Consider the following 17,436-nt stretch of genomic DNA (forward strand, 5'->3'; position numbering starts at 1 on the left):
TAGCAAAATACTAATTTTCTAAATCTAATATGACTCGCCGATCCGTCTGCCCTTCACCCACACACCCTCAATATCCAGCTCCGCATTCAGCAAAACGATATCTGCCTGTTTTCCTTGAGCCAGGGAACCTGTCCGATGATCAATACCCAGCAGGCGAGCCGGGGTCAGACTTGCTGCTCTTGATGCAGCGTTCAGACTCAAGCCCACTTCCTGTATCAGGTAACGGAAACCGCGAATCATTGTCAGCGTGCTTCCGGCCAGTGCGCCGCCGTCCTTCAGTCTGGCCTCGCCATGCTTCACGATTACGGGCAGGTCACCGATCTTGTATTCCCCGTCATCCAATCCCGCAGCAGACATGGCATCTGTGATCAACACGAGTTGATCGTTATGTTGCTTCAGCTGAGCGAGGATTGATATCGCCGCAGGATGTACGTGAATACCATCAGCAATCACCTCGGCACTGATACGTGGATCACTCAGCACGGCTCCGGCAGCTCCCGGTAGCCGGTGATGCAGCGGTGTCATGGCATTGAACGTATGAACGGCATGATGAAGTCCTGCTTCCACTGCCCGTTCCACCTCTTCATAGGTCGCATCGGTATGGCCGAGTGCCGCTGTAATCCGCTGTTCTCGCAGCCACGAAATGGCTTCCAGTGCGCCTTCACGTTCCGGTGCCAGTGTAACTTGACGGATCAGGCCGGGATATTGCTTTTCCCATGCTTCGAGCCAAGATACATCAGGCAGAATGATATGTTCCGGATTTTGCGCACCAGGCCATTTTGGACTGAAAAACGGGCCTTCCAGGTGCACACCCTCAAGCTGTGCATATGGCATTTCACTCGAACGATAGCGGTCCACTTCAGCAAGTACGTTATCCAGTCGCTCTTTTGGAGCCGTCATCGAAGTCGCAAGCATCGCTGTTGTCCCCTGCGTACTATGGAAAGAAGTGATCTTGTCCAACACCTCCGGGCTTGCGTCCATAAAGTCTTCTCCGTTCCCACCATGCACATGGATATCAATAAATCCAGGCACAATGAGGCCGCGTTCCGGTACAGACAGCGGCAAAGCCTCTCGCCGAATCTGTTCAGGAAGACTTTCCGGTATTCCAGCATAGAGGATTTTCCCATCCCTCCAAGCTAATACACCGTCTTCCAACATCTCATTTGAAAGGAGCAGCTTGCCCCGAAGAAGAGAAATATTTTCATCACGCTGGCTCCCAGGTTCATGGCTATTCTCCTCGGTCATCTCACCAGCCTCCCAGCTGCACGGTCCAGCAATACCACCACATTTGGATGACATTGCAGAAGCGATGCAGGACAGGCCGTTGTGATTGGACCCATGAACGCTTCGCGAATAATCTCGGTTTTTTCCTCGCCACGGGCAATGAGCAGAATCTGTTTGGCTTTCAAAATGGTACCGACACCCATTGTAATCGCCTGAGCCGGAACTTCATCAATGCTGTCAAAGAAGCGTGCGTTTGCCTTTCTCGTCTCTTCTTTCAAATCCACGACATGTGTTCGTCCAGTCAGCTCCGTTCCCGGTTCATTGAAGCCAATATGACCATTATGTCCAATGCCCAGCAGTTGAAGGTCTACCGGTCCACGATCGTCCAGCCGTTGTTCATAAGAATTACATTCCTGTTCCAGATCTGCAGCCTGACCATCAGGCACTTGCGTTCTAGCAATATCTACATCGATATGATTGAATAATTGTTCATTCATGAAACTGCGGTAACTTTCACGATGCTCTGTTGGAAGACCGACATACTCATCCAGATTAAAAGAAGAAGCCTGTGAGAAGCTGACCAGCCCCTTCTGGTACAACGTGATAAGCTGTTTATATATGCCTACAGGAGAACTTCCTGTCGCAAGCCCCAGTACAGCCCGTGGTTTGGTTTGCAACAAGCTGGCAATGAGGCCAGCACCTGTGGCGTTCAAATCTTCTTCATTTTCAAAAATGCGTATATTCATCTTCATCTGTCAGGCACCTCCGTTGTGTTGGACTCGATAAGATTGCACATTGTGATAGGATTGTTCCAGTCTGGGGATAAAACGGTCGAAGTCGGCACTTACCATGCCTGTGAACAAAATATCGACCACATGCAGGAGTGCAATACGGGAAGCCATATCTCCACGCCTCATGCCTTCTTCCAGAGAGGACGTAAAGAGTGGGATATCGGATACCGTTGCAAGCTTGTTACTGCCATAGGAAGTCAGTGAAATCGTAGAAGCTCCGGCCTGTTTGGCACAATGCAGGGCATCGATGGTCTCTGGTGTTTCGCCTGAATAGGATACGGCCATCGCCACATCTCCCTCTGCGAGCGAAGATGCGGATGTAATCTGCATGTGTGAGTCGGAGAAAGCCGTACAGCTCTTGCCGATCCGCACAAGTTTCTGATAGAAATCCTGTGTAACAATCGAAGAGGTTGCCACACCGTACAGGTCGATGCGGCGAGCCTGGCACAATAATTGAACGGCTTGCTCCAATCTGCCCAAATCCAGCAAACGGGTGGTATCTGCAATAGACGCGAGGTGGTTGGCTTCGATAGCTTCAACAATTTTGGATAGGGAATTGCCCGCTACAATATCCTGATACGCCGTTTCATCAGATGCGTGGGACAATTCTGCGGCGAGTTTCATTTTGAAATCAGGAAAGCCTTTGAAATGAAACGACTTGCAAAAGCGGGTTACCGTCGCCGCACTTGTGCCACTCTGCTCTGCCAGATGACTAATCGTCCAGCCGGGAATGTCCGATGGGGATTGCATAATGACTTCGGCGATACGTCGCTCCTGAGAAGGAAGGTTATTCAGTTCTTGCTGCAACGCACGTAATATGGCTGCCATGAGGACCTCACTTTATGAAAATTATTTTTATTTATTTTTAATAATTTAAGAAAATCATTTTTATAACTTTATTCTAATCAAGTCGATCCTGCAAATCAAGAGGAATTTAACATGACTTTTGTAATATCAAAAGAAGGAGCAATTCAATGAATCGAATACAACGGAGAAAATTCATTCCTTCCACCTGGATTATTGCTACCAAACAAACAGAAGCACATGCCTATTATGCCCTCTATGCTATTGACTGGAAACGCGGAGGTCGATTGAGTTGGGAAGGCTGGAATCAACTCGAAGACTTGCTGCAATTTCATATTCCGATCAAACGAAAAGCCGGAGGCCGAAAATCTTCTTCCCAGCCTGCCGCCAAAATTTGCGAAAAGAGCACTCCATCTTCATCTGAACGAAGCAGAGTTCGAGGAATTGGAGCAGCTCTTTTATCAGTCTTTTTCGAAGAAAAGATGGAGGATGCTCATTCAAACGAATAGGAATCTATAAGTGATAAACTATTATGGATTCGGTTGTTTCATTTTTTCACGCTAAAACAAAAAAGCCTCTTCCCTTCTTTAGATAAAGAATAGGAAAGACTTTCGCGGTACAACGATTCAATTCTTTTGATTCAATTTAACTCAAGTTAACTCGTTCTAGTTGATGCCATCATATCGTTTTAAGAACTTGCTGGCTAAGCTGGAGACAGTCATTTGATGAACCGATTGATTTTCAATTTCCTCCGCCAGATCGTCATCTGTTAGAGAAACGAAAAACGTAATGTCTGCTTTGGTTTGACCATATCGGGCAAAAACGTCATCTACTGTCTCATTCACAACTTTGGCGATGATTCGAATGATCTCATCTTTATGCTTCTGGACCTCCTCTGTTCCATACAACAATCGGCTGATGTGGTTAAAGTGCGTATCCTCGCCATATTGATATTCGGAGCAGCCCCATCTGTAATAGATCTCGTCCTGCTCGCTATCACACAGCCCCTGTTCCTTCATATTCGTAATATGTTTGCTCAATGACTCCTCTGTATTTAACGCCATGAACAGCGTTACCCAATCACTGTCTGTTCCAAATGCACAAGCATATACTTTCTCATCCTGCACTTTAGACAGCGTTTGTTCCAGATCGGGCAGAAAACTCGCACGAAAATGGTCTTCAAATTCATTTAAGACAAGGTCCATTTAGATCATCCTTTCTACCATTGTTTCAATTTCAAGCCTTACCTACTGCCTTATCTGTTTCCTATATGTAATCATTATGGTCTACTAAAATAATGAAAACAAGCGATGCTACGTTTCGGATCTTTCTTAAATTCATGATCCAACACAGCAAAAAAGCCTTGCCCCATTCTTCATGACAAAGAATAGAGAAAGGCTTTCATGCTGCTACTTAATCCTAACTGTAATTCGCAACTAAATCTTCAGTTCTCCAAGCTTAATCAGCTCGACAACTGCCTGCGAACGACCCTTAACATTGAGTTTCTGCATCACATTCGAAATATGGTTACGCACCGTTTTCTCGCTGATGAATAACTGCCCTGCGATGTCACGCGTTGTTTTGTCTTGAACCAGTAATTCGAATACTTCGCGTTCACGGTGGGTCAACAAAAATTTGCTTTTATGATCGATACCCTTCAATGTTCACCCCTCCTTGCTCGGGTTGTGTTGGTGTAACAAGGTTAAGGGGATACAGTCAACTCATCTTATGTCAGGTCAAGGGCGTTGGTTCAGTTTTATAAGAAAAATGGGCAGTAATTTGCATACATCCCTCTAAAATAGTTGGTGCATAGTTCAAAAAATTATGTATTAATCAGTTATTGTTCTTCCAAGCCTTTTCGGTATAACTCCAACGCTTAAAAAACTCTTTCTCATCAATTATTGAATGATAAACAGGTTCAAGAAAAGAAACAAGAGCATCCATCACATCCTGAAATGCAAGTTGTTCTTCAACCCCTAAACGACGCAGAAAAGCCTGCCACTGTTTTGTCCGACCTTCATTTTCAGCAAATTCTTCATGAAACAGAGGATGCTCTTTTTCAAATATTGTGCCCCGTTGTTGGAAGGTTTCGGACACTGCCTCGTGAAGGATTCGACCATCAAAGTTGTTCGTTGTTAACAGCGTATAAATATCATAAAAATCCTTCATCCGACTATTCATCACAGATAATGTGATCATGGCTTCAAATTTTTCTGAAATGACGGATTCCCTCGAGTAGGCTTGAACTTGTGGTGCTGTCATATCCAGTAGAACAGGATATTCAATAAGCTGGGGCTTCGGGACCACCACATCACCAAATCCGATATCAAACTGCAAACTTTTTCTCATCCGCCCTAAAAGAGCAGTTACTTTAATTCTTACTCCCTCATAATCAGCATCTTCTTTAATTCTCTCCGTTGTCAGTTCATCCAACTGAAATGCAATACCATCCGTAGGAACCGCTATTGAGCAAATGGAGACAAACGACTCTCTTAATAAATCCAGTTCATTAGCAATCTGTCTGGCGAGAAAATCAACGTCTTTGGTTGGACGTGCCTTGAATTGAGTTTGTGAGAACAAAAACAACCCGCCCTTTAAAATGAATTTATCCCTGTACTCAGAAATGGATAAACGATATAAGAAACGCTCCTGAAAATAAAGCAACAGCAAGGTATCAAATGCTTTTCCTGATTTTTTAGCTATATTTTTCAAACGTTCAGAAACAGAGGCGGGAATATTTTTAATTTCACTCATTAGATCAGCACCTCCAGATACTTTTGCAAAACCGTTCGAATTCGTAGCTTATCAGCATAGGAGACAAGCCTTGTTATATTCTTGTGGGGGGATTGAAGGTAATTCCTCAGCCCTTCCTTCATCAAATCAATTCCAATCTTCTCACGATACCTCACCATATCACAAATTGTTTTCTCACGATCATAAATTTTAACTGCCGAGCCATCAATATAGACTTCATCAATTCCAATTTTGTATTGGGCATCTGCCAAATAGATTACTTTAATAGGAGGATAGTCTGGAAGCTTTGGCTTTTTACCGCCACGATGAATAGCAATCTGATATTCCCATGGATTGTAAGTTGTCAGTTCATAGAAGGAGAGCGCAGAGAGAAGACATATAACTCCTTTGGGAACAAGTTTGGATACCTCAACCATTTCATGGGGCGGTTCATTAAATTGACCAGACTGTCGGTAAATCCCCTGTTTTACCCGTTCAATTTCACCAGCGGACTCCAGTTTTTTTATGTAGTAAGGGGATACGCCCGCTTCTATAAAATCTTTTGTTCGAGCAAAACCATGCTGTTCTTCAAATACTCGCATTGCAGCAACTACAATTTTCTCGTTCATACACTCACCACCATTCACATTTGCGCGTTCATTTCTTGCCTTATCTGGATTTTTTCGAAATTTTCTTCCCAAATTCATTCTAATCCATAACTATTCCACACCCTAATTTCAATCCCCTTTATTATTCACTAAAAAATCTGCACTTAGACGTAAGAGCAGAACATAATTCTTTTAGGAGCGGAAGAATATTAGATGGTACTTCATTTCGTTAGTCTATTTAGTCTATATGGAAGACAAATATTCTGAATTTATTGAAGATACATTCAAAGTGAATCCTGTTGAGATTATGTAAGACAAACATGCCCCTGCAGCGGATGTTACCATCTGCGCAAAGGCACACTTGTTCATCTGTCTTCAGAACTACCGATTCATTCGATTCATGACACCACCGTTGTGATTACGGTTCATCAGGCCATCGTCAAGGATGCCATCGCGGTGATTCGTATCTGTTCCGTTCGTTGGGAAGATGCGCTCCACCATCGATTGGAACGTATCGATCATGCCACTAACGGGCTTACCGTTACGAATATCTGTGGCATAGTTCTCGACATGCTCCACAAAGTCCGGATTGGCTGATACATATACATTCTCGATGTTTGGTGCAAACTGCTTGATTTTGGCTGAAATCTTACCCTTTATCTCAGCTGATGTGTTATCGTCCGTGCTATCTACACGTTGTCCTTCACTTTTCATGCCATAATGCCCATCGTCTGTCCCACGTGCTTTGCCACTGTTTGTCAGACCACGCATCATGCCAATTGTGCCTGTGCCCATAGTTCCATAGATGCTGCGGTCATTCCCCATATGGCTGCGATCCGTTGCTGAATTTGTGTTCAGTCCTGGAGCAATCCCGCTAGTGCTGTACGGAGACATTGTGCCCGTACCGCCATTCACACGCATACCACCCATATCGTGATTCATGTTGCCCCCACGCATGGTATCACTGGCATGATTACGCATAGTGCCATTCAGCATGCTCGTACGACCATTGGACTTGCTTTCCAACTTGCCTGCATGACCATCTGCCAAACGAACCGCCACATAAGCATTACGATCCGTTAACATGACACGGGCGGATTTAACTTCCTTCATCTCCGTGATACGTTTTGCCAGCTCTTCACTGGATTTCAGGTCAGTCACATTATGCATGCGATAACTTTTCGCACGGATGCCATCCATTCCATTTGTTTCCACACCATAACGGTTAATGCCGTTGGCTTGCTGACGAACACTTTGCGTATGCATATTGTTGGTGTCCCGATTCGTGCCACATCCTGTCAAACCGGCCATTACAAAGATTGCAGTAGATAATGATAACGTAATAGCTGTTGCCTTTTTGACTGCTGGCATGTACTCATCCTCCAATGTATGTTGGTTTTGGTCACAAAGATAGGATGCGCTTCTGTACGTACCGATATGCTGAAAGGATATGGTACCTTACCCTGTAGATTCAGGTATTCTTGTTTTGATCTGTGGACCGTGAGTTTCTTCGCTTTATAAAATAAAAAACAGTGCTGCTTGTTCGCAGCACTGCCTCGAAATCATATTTACATCTCAACACAATAAAATCACTTATCTTCCGCCCTGCTCATTTCTCATCTGTTGATGAGGAAGTCGTTTCGTCATTTGCAGAACTCGATGACTCTTCCGAAGAAGTAGTGGATGCTTTAATTGTATCCGGGAATTTCTCGGCTTCCGTTAGACTCGTCGCATCCATGCCATATGCCCATTGACCATCCGGCGTAATGACCCAGATCTGATCTGGTCCGGATGGCACCGTAAGTCCCCGATACACATCTCTAACTTCTTGCCCATTGACTGTCTGTTCAACAGACAAGGTGAATCGTGGAACCGAATTCTTCAGCTCGGACGCTTTACGCACATCATCTGCTGTCGACAGGTTTTTGATTTTGCCGATAAGAGATACGGCATCTGTGGCTTCAATCGTTTTTCCATTCAGTGTCCAGGTCTGTTCTGCCGCATCGTTCTCCGATGTCGATGTTAACATCCAGGTAGCTACTTCCCCTTCCCACTCCAGAGACCCAACATTTGTCTCATCCATGTTAAAAGGTGTAGTGTCCAACAGATCACGACGAGACAAAGCAATGCTGGTAATCACCTCTGTCTGCACAGCAACCACAGGGCCCGAATCAACACGCACATAACGTGCATCATCTGCTGGAAGCTGGCCGCCAATAGCCAGTTTGATCTCCCGATTATCTTTGAGTTTGATATCCACACGTGTAGCATCTGTTCCCAATCCGTACTTATCCAGATCCGATGGCGCTTCTTCCACCACCAGTTCCTGATTCGCACCACTCAGTGCATCCAGCCAACTGCTAATACTGTAACCGTTCAGAGGATAGGCTTTTGGCTCAACCATCTGCCAGACCCCATTCTCAAGCTTCAAGGTCGACGATGATGCTGCACCAGTCGTATCCTCCCTTGTGTCATGTATTGTAATGGATTGGATATCCCCGGATTGAATACCGAGCAACTTGGCTTGCACCGCTTCTTCTTCCCGAAAATAATTTTGACTGGCGGCGTACACCCAGCCCACAATCAGTACGATGACCACCAGAATTGTTGGGATCCATTTTCTCATACCCGTCTGCGCCTCCACCATAAGAGTACACCAATGATAACAAAGATGAGTGGGAATTCTACAATAGCCACGAAGAAAATCGTTCTGGCCTGTTCACCATTCAGGTATGCCATCTCATACCCGGCTTGTACCCGTGGGCGAATCGTCAATCCATTTTCTTTCTCACTCAGATAGTTCACCGTATTCAAAATAAAGTCCCGATTGCCGCCATTTGCAATTTCCGAATCCTGCATGAAAATGGACGAGCCCAGAATAACCGCCTTCGGTTTACCATCCGTTGTATCGGCTGCATACCCTAATTCAACGGGTCCCTGAATGTCCTCTGCGGCATCATTGGTTGTTTCATTCTGCAATAAGCCACCGATATTCGTCTCCCCATAGCTGTCATTCGAAGAATGCATTAACGGTGAAAGGGTATATTTATCCTGTTCTTTGCTGGTCAACGCAATCGACAGCGACAACATCGGATACAATTGACTTGCAGCAAGTTTGTCCGTAATTGCATGTGTACCATACTCTGGCACCACCCAGAGGGGCCCCATCGTACTGGCTTGCTGATTATCCACCATGACCGCATGCTCATCAACAACGCCATAGTCAGCCATGAGGGCATCGATGTTTTTCCAACTGGATTTCATATCTTCTACGAATCCGAGGGATAATAACAACTTGCCTCCGTTACTGAGATAGGTGCGAACGGCTTTCATTTCCGTATCACTGAGATCACGTTGTGGACCAATGATCGCGAGCACATCTGCATCTTCCGGAACCTTCCCGGCTTGATTCAGCTGCAACTCTTCCGTCTGCACATTATTTTGTTCCAAGGAGGATTGCAGCGTAGTCATCTGAGCGAGACTCAACTCTTCATGTCCAGTCAAAAAGACCATTTTGTGCATCTCCGTGGATGACATATTCATGAGCGCCTGCGTAAGCTTTTCCTCACCTGTGAACTGATATGATCCGTCACTGCCGTCACCTGTCGCGGTGAACAAACTGGCGATATCAATCACTTTGTGTTGATCTCCCTGCTCCAGCACAATGGAGCTGCCTGTTATGCCATATTTGGATGCAAGCGCAGGTTCCTGCGTCAGATTATATTGTTTTATTTTCAGCTTGCTGTTACGTTTCGTGTATTCCTCAACCATATCCGTGACCTCACGGTTCAGGACGGTGTTGTTGGCATTTTCGACGGTTAACACCAGAATGTTGACGTCATCCTTCACATTTTTGATCGCAGTAAGGGATTGGTCAGATAATGTGTATTGTTTGTTCGAGGTCAGATCCAGCTGGAAGCCGCCAAGTGAATTCAGGAACAGTGTTAGCAAAATAAAGATGCCAATCACCGCTACGGACAGCACGGTACTGTTGGTATGACTTAACCATTTTTTCATCTTCTCACCTCCACCGCTTCCGTTCCACAATTTGAATGCTTAACAGCAGAAACACACCCGAAAGGGTGACATAATACAAGATATCCGGCCCACTAAGCACACCTTTCATGAAACTGTCGAACCGGTTGGTCAGGGCAAACGGGTCCAGCCACTGTTGCAAAGCAGAACCTGTATTACCTGCGAATGAATCAAGCATCCACAAAACGAGCAAAATAATAAAACCCGCCACCGCAGACACCATCTGATGCTGGGATAATGTAGAAGCGAACAGTCCAATCGCCATCATGCTTCCGCCCAGGAAAAATAACCCCAGCGCAGACATCCATACCGTCGTCATATCCAGTGTCCCATAGAACGACATGATGAATGGATACACCAGACTACACAGGATGAGCACGACCAGAATGGCGAGAGAAGCAAGATATTTGCCAAAAATAATTTCTGTTACTCGTGCCGGAGAAGTCAGCAACAATTCATCCGTTCCTTGTCTGAATTCCTCTGCAACCAGTCGCATCGTTAACAATGGCACAACAAACAGCAGCATGGACAACGTATCGCCCAACACGAGACGATAATCAATAATACTTGGCTGGTAATATACAAAGCTTGAATAGAACAGCAGACTGGTCATCAGTACATATACGGCAAAAGCAAAATAGGACGTTGGTGACAGAAAATAAGCTTGAAGCTCTTTATTGCATACCGCCATCATTCGACTCATTTGGTCTCCTCCCCTTTGCGAGCTTGGGGCGAAGCATCGGCTGATGTACTAACTGAAGTTCCCGATATACTCGAAGAGTCGATGTCCGGAGTTACGTCCTGATCCATCTCTGCCCCAGCAACCTTATCCACATCTGCCGAATTTGCGTCTGTGTCTGTTGCCTCGGTTGTGGTCAGCTTCAGGAAGATTTGCTCCAGACTCAGGTTCTCCTTCTTCATCTCCAGTATCGGTAATCCTGCACCTGACAAAAGGTAGAACAGCTCCTCCCGGAAATCTTCCGAGTTTTCTCCAGTAAGCAACATTTTAACCGTATTCGCCGAATCAGAATTAAGTGAAGTATCTTTGGCAGTATTCGCATCCGACGCTTGAATGACTTCAATCCGCACCTTCTCCCATGGTGTCAGCACATTATGTAATTGCTCCGCAGTCGCCTTCACTTCAATCGACACCTTGAACTGATCCCCCATTGCTGATCCGAAATGCTGAGGTGAACCATCCAGCACGAGCTGTCCTTGATTGATGATCAACATTCGATTACAGAGCGTGCTCACTTCAGGCAAAATATGCGTACTAAGCAGCACCGTATGGTTCTCCCCAAGTTCCCGAATCAGATCTCTGATTTCGATAATCTGATTTGGATCCAGGCCCGATGTTGGCTCATCCAGAACCAGCAGATCTGGCTTGTGAATAATGGCTCCTGCCAGCCCGAGGCGTTGCTTGTATCCTTTGGATAACCCACGTACCATTTGCCTTTCCCGACCCTGAAGTCCCAGTCTGCTAACCATCTCACTGACCCGCAGTTTAACCTCACGTGCCGGGACATCTCGCAAATTGGCTACGAATTTAAGATAGGACTGCACCGTCATATCCGGATAGAGTGGCGGCGTTTCAGGCAGATACCCAATTTTGGAACGAACACGCTGACCCTGCTCATGCACCGATACCCCATCCACCATAATGGAACCCGCGGTTGGATGCACATAGCCCGTAATCATACGCATCGTTGTTGTTTTTCCGGCACCATTGGGTCCGAGAAAGCCAACAATCTCACCACGTTCCATGGTGAAATCCAGTTGATGTACGCCGCGTTGCCCTTCGTAAACTTTGCTGACCTGTTTCACTTCGAGCACATCATTCATCCTTTCCCGTTAAAATACCCGTGCACCATCGTTCGTTATATAAATTCAACTGAAAATATTACACTTACACTCCGATGACAGAATAACCTTCCGATCACTGTTATCCCCAGATTTTTTTGATTCCTTCTTATAAGGAAAAATTCGTTGATAAAGGTGACCGCTTCGCTTCTTCAAGTTATTTCTGCCCTCTCCGTTATCGTGTAAATGTTATGTTGAACTTATGTAATAGATGTTGGGCACGGGAAGTTCCTTGTATCTTACGTGAGCTATCCTAGCCTCAGCTTAATGACACTTAAAAGGCAGCTTAAAAATTTTTGTCCAAAATGTGAACATTCTGACCAACACCCACACCCTGCGCTTAAAGCCAACGTAACATAGAGTACAGGAGAATGTGCTCCTGACCAAAAGTCAGAGGGTGAATCGTGTGAAAGTATTATTCACGTTTTATGTTCCGAGCGGTGGCGTGGATACGTTGAATCGACTGCGCACCGCTGTTCTGAAACGCCATGGCATTGAAGCGCACCTATTGTATCTCAACACAGGCTCGGGATTGCAGAACAACAGTGATACACCCATTTTCACCGCGTCCAGTGACGAGGATATCCATCATATCATCCATACGCATCATTATGATGCCATCATTGCCACTTCAGACATCGCTATGCCCGGCCGCTTGAGAGGACTTGGTTATACGGGACGAATTATTTTTGAAGCGCAGGGACTCGGAACACGCGATCAGGCTCTCGAAACAATACTGATGGGTGTCCCTTACCTTCAAGCTCATTGTGATGCTGCTGTTATACCTCCCACAGACCACCTGCTGGATATGTTCATTCATATCTGTCCTTGGCTTCATCGGTTTGTTATTCCCAATATGCTGGATACGGACACCTTCGCACCAATCTTGGTGGATACCCCACCCTATCCGGTGCTGGCTTGGGTAGGACGACTTGAACACAACAAAAACTGGCGTGAATATTTAATCATATCGAGTGAAATCGTCAAAAAAAATCCGGAAGCCAGACTTTGGTTATTCCACGATCCAACTTTGGCTAATCCAGAAGATGAAGTCATGTTCCGGCACATGCTGGCAGAATACGGACTTGAGGATCGGATTGGGATCTTCATCAATGTTCCTCATTCTCAGATGCCTGCATATTATTCCATGATTGCCGCTTCAGGGGGCATCATGTTATCCACTTCCCTGCTTGAAGGATTCGGCTATGCAGTCGCTGAAGCCATCAGTTGTGGCTGCCCGGTGCTCAGCACGGATTCGGATGGTGTGCGTTCATTTATCACACATAATAAGACTGGAAAGTTTTATCCAATTGGAAATGTAGAGGCCGCTGTAGCTGAAGCAAGGGACCTGATGAATAACAAGAAACTGCGTGAGTATATTCGCATTCAGGGCAGACAGCATATGAGCTTGTCTTTTTCACCAGATCGATATGCCATTTCTTTTCGTGAAATGATGACAGCACTGCGAATTTTCCATTGAGCATAGCAAAAAAGGCAGTTCAGCAAAATTTCTCTGAACTGCCTTAGTATGGTTTTTATAGAGTCTTAGTGTCCCATCATCATAGCGGGATCAGGCTTGTCGCCAGTTTGAAGTTCTTCTTCCGGCATCGGTTTTGGTTTGCGCAGAATCAGACTGAGCAAACATCCGAACAATGCAATACAAGCGGCCAGGAAAAACGTATCATTGAAACCAGCCACCAAACCATGAACGATAGCTGTCGGCTCTGTACTCGTTGTATTGTCTGCGATTCTTGAAGTAAGGAAGCCTGTAAGCCCTGCAACCGCAAAGGACACAACCACTTGCTGTGCAGCAGCCGTGAGCGGTGTAACCCGTCCAACCAACTTGCGCGGTGCTGCATTTAATACATGCGTATTGAGTGGCATCATGGACAAGCCCATACCCAGCCCCATCATGACCAGAGCCGTTATAATCAGGCCAAGACCTGTCTCTGCCGTGATGGAGGACAGAATAAACAATGCTCCCGAGATAATACCCAGACCCACGAAGGCCAGAGGTCTAGCACCGATTTTATCAAACAATCGACCACCAAGCGGCATACCCACTCCGGAAGCCAACGCCTGTGGTAGCAGAATCAATCCTGTTTCCAGTGCAGTGTACCCTTTGATCTGCTGCAAATAAAGCGGGATCAGGATCATCGCACCAAACAGCGCCACTTGTGACACCCATGCGAGAATAATTCCCCGTGAGAAATCAGATGATTTGAATACCCGGAGTTCGAGCAATGGATTTTGATGACGAAGCTCCACAATAATGAACAAAATGAGCGCTACACCACCCACAATGACACCCGTCAAAGTTGTTGCAGACGTCCAGCTCGTTCCACCCTCACTCACACCGTAAGCCAGCATCGAGAACGCAATTGGCGCCAGAATCATGCCGAGCAGGTCCAGTGCAGGTGTGCGTCCACGATCTGTATCCGGCAAAAACTTGATACATAGAATGAAAGCTGCAATACCAATGGGCAAGTTAATCAGGAAAATCCAGTGCCAGCTCAGTGATTCAATAAACCACCCAGACAACACCGGACCCAATGCAGGGGCAAGCAACATCGGAATTCCCAGCATCCCCATGATGGAACCTCTTCGCTCAGGCGGAGCCAGACGAAAGACCATCGCCATACCAATAGGAGCAACCATGCCTCCACCGAGACCCTGAATGATACGGTAAATGATTAATTGCTCAGGTGATTGAGCGATCGAGCATAACACTGAACCCAAGGTAAACATGGCAATGGTGAACAGGAATACTCTTTTGGCACCAAAACGGTCCGTTAACCAGCCTGCCAGTGGAATAACCGCAGACAAAGCCAGGGTATAACCCGTAACCGTCCATTGGATGGTCTTCAGGTCGGTCTCGAAATATTGAACCAGATTCGGAATGGCTACGTTCACCACCGTGCTGTCCAGTATAACCATGATCATACCGACGATAATAGCCAGGAGTGGCAGTATAATCGTTTTGATTGAAAACTCTGCGGGCTCCTGGAGTCCTGCTGTTTGTTCTTTCACGTTCTCCACACTCTTTTCCAGCCAGGAGATCGCAGGCGTATCCATGCGTCTCACTCAGCCTATATTGACGACTAATTTCAAACTATCGTTTTAAATCGTCGTTTTAAACTTTCGTTTAATACTGATCTAATTCTAATGAAAATACCTTTGCTGTCAAGCTATTTTTTTTAGACAATTCTACTATGAATGCACCACAAAAAAAGGGAACAGGCACCTTCCCTGCTCCACACGTGGGTAATCATGACTATGCAATGATGTCCATATCAATCTGCAAGCTTCATCATCTGATATTCTGACAGTATGCCCAATGTCTGACCGTGAATACTTCTGCAATATATTCGAATAACCAGATGATTCGGTGAAGAACTGTTGCTGATGACCCTCAGTTCATAAGGCTCGGATGACACATCCAGATTATGAATGACCTGATTACCACCCGCTCCCCCCGAATTTGACGTTAGGTGAAAAAGCTGTCGGTACAGTTCTCCGTGAATACTGGCTCCACCAACAAATACATCTGTCCCTCCCTCGCCACCCACATAGGCCAACTCCACATCCATGTACTTGACGGGAACAAATGTGTGTAACAGATTCTCATGAATCTCAAGTAAATATACCGCCACTGTAGATCCCTCCTTCGGAGCACATGAACCTTCCTGTACATAGGATATGCTTCCTCTCGTCCATTGCCATTTGCATTCACCCATTTTCGACCAATTACACGGAAATGCCCGACCTTCCGGTCCTCTTTTTTCATAGAATAAAAGGATAGAAGCTCGGCCGGTGCAGGCCGTGACAAGGAGGTAGCTATGAAAGTTCTGCTCGTTACGTATTGGGAGCTTACACATATGGGAGGCATATGGACATATGTTAAACAATTGGCCGACAGGTTAATCGCACTTGGTGTAGAGGTTGATATCATGGGCACAAATGGTGCCAATAACGAAGTATATGTTCGTAATCTGAACCGCGCTTTCTCCAAGGATAAGGTGTGGCCCATGCTGCAAGCCAAACTCAATCCGACTGATCTGCCACAATTCACTGCCGATCCTCTTCTCGCTTATTATGAACTGAATAGATATGCCTTCGAGATGGCGGCCGCTTATCTGGGGGTGGACCATTATGACGTTATTCATGCACAAGATCCAGTAGCTGCCGTAGCCATAAAACGCATCTTGAACCGCAATACCCCACTGGTTACAAGCTATCATGGCGCTCTTGCACGCGAAGCCTTTTACGATGCTCAAAATTCCAACCCACAGCTTACTCTCCCTTCATATTTGCAATCCAAGCGTGGACGTTATTTTCTCTCATTGGAAGAGCGAAGTGCGGCACAGTCCGAGCTCATTCTCGTGTCAAGCCACTGGATCAAGAGTACGCTTACAGAGCTTGCTGTTCCTGAATCAAAGTTCAGACAGATTCCCTATGCTGTAGATCTCCCAGCCTACCGTGCCTCAGCAGCTGTGAAGTTCCGCCAGCGACCACCTGCGGGCAAGAAAGTCATTGCCTTTACCGGACGACTTGAATACATCAAGGGCGTTCATGTGTTAATCAGGGCCTTAGCCAGTCTGAAAAACAAACGTTCCGATTGGGTCTGCTGGATCGCAGGAGAAGGCAACTTAACCGATGAATTGCGTTCACAGGCCACGTCAACGGGGATTGGAGCCGATGTTGTGTTCTGGGGCAAGCTGGACAATATTCCTTCCTTCCTGCGCCATGCAGATATCTATGTCCAGCCCAGCCTGCAGGACACCCAGCCTTTCTCCGTTACCGAAGCGCAACTGGCGGGTGTACCCGTTATCGTCAGTGGTACAGCTGGCATGCCTGAGATGGTTGAACCTGGACGTACGGGATGGGTTGTTCCTCCGCAGGATGTCGACTCGCTCCGTGAACTGTTGGATGCACTACTTGAGGATGATGTTACCCGAAGAACAGTGGGGGCGGCGGCGAAAGCTTGGGCTGAACAAAATCGTTCACTGGAAGTGATGGGATTTCGTACATTTCAAGTCTACCAAGAAGCCATCTACAGAGGAGGACATACAATATGACGTTACTTGTACCAAGTGATCTATACAATCGCTGGTTTTCGACTCCAGTTTCCACACCTCATATCGACGTGGATTACGCTGTAATGAATGAATTGATGAAGAAGCTGCCTAAAGGATATGTATTTCCCGATCCTGCATCCATGGCGATCATGAATTCAAAAGATTGAGTTGTCCAATGATATGCCGTCTTCATATAACATGCCGAAATATCAAACAAGGGGTGCCCCATCTGTCATATGAATGACTGAGGACACCCCTTACTTGCTTCAAATGTGTTCTAACGGACCTAGAACACGCTATTAC

General features: G+C 46.1%; 18 protein-coding genes. 4 read left to right on the forward strand and 14 right to left on the reverse strand.

Going from position 1 to position 17,436, the window contains the following annotated elements; genetic code table 11:
• Positions 1 to 24 precede the first annotated feature (24 nt).
• The 3 genes from nagA to MKY66_RS23920 are packed head-to-tail and all read right to left on the reverse strand — an operon-like array spanning position 25 to position 2,843.
• The gene (nagA, locus tag MKY66_RS23910) at positions 25 to 1,245 is read right to left on the reverse strand and encodes an N-acetylglucosamine-6-phosphate deacetylase (RefSeq protein ID WP_076211243.1); all 1,221 of its coding nucleotides are present in this window, start codon (positions 1,243 to 1,245) and stop codon (positions 25 to 27) included.
• Positions 1,242 to 1,970 (reverse strand): glucosamine-6-phosphate deaminase, encoded by a 729-nt coding sequence (nagB, locus tag MKY66_RS23915; protein WP_076211331.1) that lies wholly within the window; start codon positions 1,968 to 1,970, stop codon positions 1,242 to 1,244. Before nagB ends, nagA begins: the two co-directional genes overlap by 4 nt.
• Positions 1,971 to 1,979: 9 nt before the next feature.
• On the reverse strand, positions 1,980 to 2,843 hold the full coding sequence (locus MKY66_RS23920; RefSeq protein ID WP_076211241.1) for a MurR/RpiR family transcriptional regulator: 864 nt from the start codon (positions 2,841 to 2,843) through the stop codon (positions 1,980 to 1,982).
• Between the two features lie 146 nt (positions 2,844 to 2,989).
• Here MKY66_RS23920 and MKY66_RS23925 point away from each other — a divergent pair, with 146 nt between their 5' ends.
• Positions 2,990 to 3,328: a hypothetical protein gene (locus tag MKY66_RS23925; RefSeq protein ID WP_076211239.1), complete on the forward strand. Its 339-nt coding sequence runs from the start codon at positions 2,990 to 2,992 to the stop codon at positions 3,326 to 3,328.
• A gap of 156 nt (positions 3,329 to 3,484) precedes the next feature.
• On the opposite strand, the gene MKY66_RS23930 is transcribed toward MKY66_RS23925, so the two are convergent.
• The 9 genes from MKY66_RS23930 to MKY66_RS23970 form a co-directional block, all read right to left on the reverse strand.
• Positions 3,485 to 4,024 (reverse strand): DUF4303 domain-containing protein, encoded by a 540-nt coding sequence (locus tag MKY66_RS23930; protein ID WP_076211237.1) that lies wholly within the window; start codon positions 4,022 to 4,024, stop codon positions 3,485 to 3,487.
• A 231-nt stretch (positions 4,025 to 4,255) separates the two neighbouring features.
• Positions 4,256 to 4,480: a helix-turn-helix transcriptional regulator gene (locus MKY66_RS23935; protein ID WP_017692532.1), complete on the reverse strand. Its 225-nt coding sequence runs from the start codon at positions 4,478 to 4,480 to the stop codon at positions 4,256 to 4,258.
• A gap of 172 nt (positions 4,481 to 4,652) precedes the next feature.
• Positions 4,653 to 5,573, reverse strand: coding sequence for a nucleotidyl transferase AbiEii/AbiGii toxin family protein (locus MKY66_RS23940; protein WP_076211235.1), 921 nt, complete (start codon positions 5,571 to 5,573; stop codon positions 4,653 to 4,655).
• Positions 5,573 to 6,181 carry a type IV toxin-antitoxin system AbiEi family antitoxin domain-containing protein gene (locus MKY66_RS23945; protein WP_076211329.1) on the reverse strand — a complete coding sequence of 203 codons (609 nt, stop codon included), beginning with the start codon at positions 6,179 to 6,181 and terminating at the stop codon, positions 5,573 to 5,575. Before MKY66_RS23945 ends, MKY66_RS23940 begins: the two co-directional genes overlap by 1 nt.
• Before the next feature lie 360 nt (positions 6,182 to 6,541).
• Positions 6,542 to 7,531 (reverse strand): YhcN/YlaJ family sporulation lipoprotein, encoded by a 990-nt coding sequence (locus tag MKY66_RS23950; protein ID WP_076211233.1) that lies wholly within the window; start codon positions 7,529 to 7,531, stop codon positions 6,542 to 6,544.
• A gap of 238 nt (positions 7,532 to 7,769) precedes the next feature.
• Entirely contained in the window at positions 7,770 to 8,786 is a 1,017-nt protein-coding gene (locus tag MKY66_RS23955) for a DUF4340 domain-containing protein (protein WP_076211231.1), read from the reverse strand.
• The gene (locus MKY66_RS23960) at positions 8,783 to 10,177 is read right to left on the reverse strand and encodes a GldG family protein (protein WP_076211229.1); all 1,395 of its coding nucleotides are present in this window, start codon (positions 10,175 to 10,177) and stop codon (positions 8,783 to 8,785) included. Before MKY66_RS23960 ends, MKY66_RS23955 begins: the two co-directional genes overlap by 4 nt.
• A gap of 4 nt (positions 10,178 to 10,181) precedes the next feature.
• Positions 10,182 to 10,898 carry an ABC transporter permease subunit gene (locus tag MKY66_RS23965; protein WP_076211227.1) on the reverse strand — a complete coding sequence of 239 codons (717 nt, stop codon included), beginning with the start codon at positions 10,896 to 10,898 and terminating at the stop codon, positions 10,182 to 10,184.
• Positions 10,895 to 12,028 (reverse strand): ATP-binding cassette domain-containing protein, encoded by a 1,134-nt coding sequence (locus tag MKY66_RS23970; RefSeq protein ID WP_076211226.1) that lies wholly within the window; start codon positions 12,026 to 12,028, stop codon positions 10,895 to 10,897. Before MKY66_RS23970 ends, MKY66_RS23965 begins: the two co-directional genes overlap by 4 nt.
• A gap of 424 nt (positions 12,029 to 12,452) precedes the next feature.
• Between MKY66_RS23970 and MKY66_RS23975 the strand changes: the two genes are divergently transcribed.
• Positions 12,453 to 13,535: a glycosyltransferase family 4 protein gene (locus tag MKY66_RS23975; protein WP_339297880.1), complete on the forward strand. Its 1,083-nt coding sequence runs from the start codon at positions 12,453 to 12,455 to the stop codon at positions 13,533 to 13,535.
• A 65-nt stretch (positions 13,536 to 13,600) separates the two neighbouring features.
• On the opposite strand, the gene MKY66_RS23980 is transcribed toward MKY66_RS23975, so the two are convergent.
• Positions 13,601 to 15,130, reverse strand: a complete 1,530-nt coding sequence (locus MKY66_RS23980; RefSeq protein ID WP_256704230.1) for a DHA2 family efflux MFS transporter permease subunit — start codon at positions 15,128 to 15,130, stop codon at positions 13,601 to 13,603.
• A 218-nt stretch (positions 15,131 to 15,348) separates the two neighbouring features.
• Entirely contained in the window at positions 15,349 to 15,708 is a 360-nt protein-coding gene (locus MKY66_RS23985; protein WP_076211222.1) for a hypothetical protein, read from the reverse strand.
• Between the two features lie 186 nt (positions 15,709 to 15,894).
• Between MKY66_RS23985 and MKY66_RS23990 the strand changes: the two genes are divergently transcribed.
• Both MKY66_RS23990 and MKY66_RS23995 read left to right on the forward strand, forming a co-directional pair.
• Positions 15,895 to 17,133: a glycosyltransferase family 4 protein gene (locus tag MKY66_RS23990; protein ID WP_076211220.1), complete on the forward strand. Its 1,239-nt coding sequence runs from the start codon at positions 15,895 to 15,897 to the stop codon at positions 17,131 to 17,133.
• Positions 17,130 to 17,300: a hypothetical protein gene (locus tag MKY66_RS23995; RefSeq protein ID WP_167483784.1), complete on the forward strand. Its 171-nt coding sequence runs from the start codon at positions 17,130 to 17,132 to the stop codon at positions 17,298 to 17,300. The genes MKY66_RS23990 and MKY66_RS23995 overlap by 4 nt, the downstream gene beginning before the upstream one ends.
• The last annotated feature ends 136 nt before the right edge of the window (positions 17,301 to 17,436 follow it).

Source organism: Paenibacillus sp. FSL R5-0766, from assembly GCF_037971845.1.
GTDB lineage: Bacteria > Bacillota > Bacilli > Paenibacillales > Paenibacillaceae > Paenibacillus.

What these genes read in the sequence shown, in the direction of transcription:
- MKY66_RS23945 (WP_076211329.1), bottom strand. Translation starts at nt 6,181, where the DNA reads ATGAACGAGAAAATTGTAGTTGCTGCAATGCGAGTATTTGAAGAACAG.
- MKY66_RS23925 (WP_076211239.1), top strand. Translation starts at nt 2,990, where the DNA reads ATGAATCGAATACAACGGAGAAAATTCATTCCTTCCACCTGGATTATT.
- MKY66_RS23960 (WP_076211229.1), bottom strand. Translation starts at nt 10,177, where the DNA reads ATGAAAAAATGGTTAAGTCATACCAACAGTACCGTGCTGTCCGTAGCG.
- MKY66_RS23980 (WP_256704230.1), bottom strand. Translation starts at nt 15,130, where the DNA reads ATGGATACGCCTGCGATCTCCTGGCTGGAAAAGAGTGTGGAGAACGTG.
- MKY66_RS23965 (WP_076211227.1), bottom strand. Translation starts at nt 10,898, where the DNA reads ATGAGTCGAATGATGGCGGTATGCAATAAAGAGCTTCAAGCTTATTTT.
- MKY66_RS23955 (WP_076211231.1), bottom strand. Translation starts at nt 8,786, where the DNA reads ATGAGAAAATGGATCCCAACAATTCTGGTGGTCATCGTACTGATTGTG.
- nagB (WP_076211331.1), bottom strand. Translation starts at nt 1,970, where the DNA reads ATGAATATACGCATTTTTGAAAATGAAGAAGATTTGAACGCCACAGGT.
- MKY66_RS23995 (WP_167483784.1), top strand. Translation starts at nt 17,130, where the DNA reads ATGACGTTACTTGTACCAAGTGATCTATACAATCGCTGGTTTTCGACT.
- nagA (WP_076211243.1), bottom strand. Translation starts at nt 1,245, where the DNA reads ATGACCGAGGAGAATAGCCATGAACCTGGGAGCCAGCGTGATGAAAAT.
- MKY66_RS23950 (WP_076211233.1), bottom strand. Translation starts at nt 7,531, where the DNA reads ATGCCAGCAGTCAAAAAGGCAACAGCTATTACGTTATCATTATCTACT.
- MKY66_RS23930 (WP_076211237.1), bottom strand. Translation starts at nt 4,024, where the DNA reads ATGGACCTTGTCTTAAATGAATTTGAAGACCATTTTCGTGCGAGTTTT.
- MKY66_RS23920 (WP_076211241.1), bottom strand. Translation starts at nt 2,843, where the DNA reads ATGGCAGCCATATTACGTGCGTTGCAGCAAGAACTGAATAACCTTCCT.
- MKY66_RS23990 (WP_076211220.1), top strand. Translation starts at nt 15,895, where the DNA reads ATGAAAGTTCTGCTCGTTACGTATTGGGAGCTTACACATATGGGAGGC.
- MKY66_RS23940 (WP_076211235.1), bottom strand. Translation starts at nt 5,573, where the DNA reads ATGAGTGAAATTAAAAATATTCCCGCCTCTGTTTCTGAACGTTTGAAA.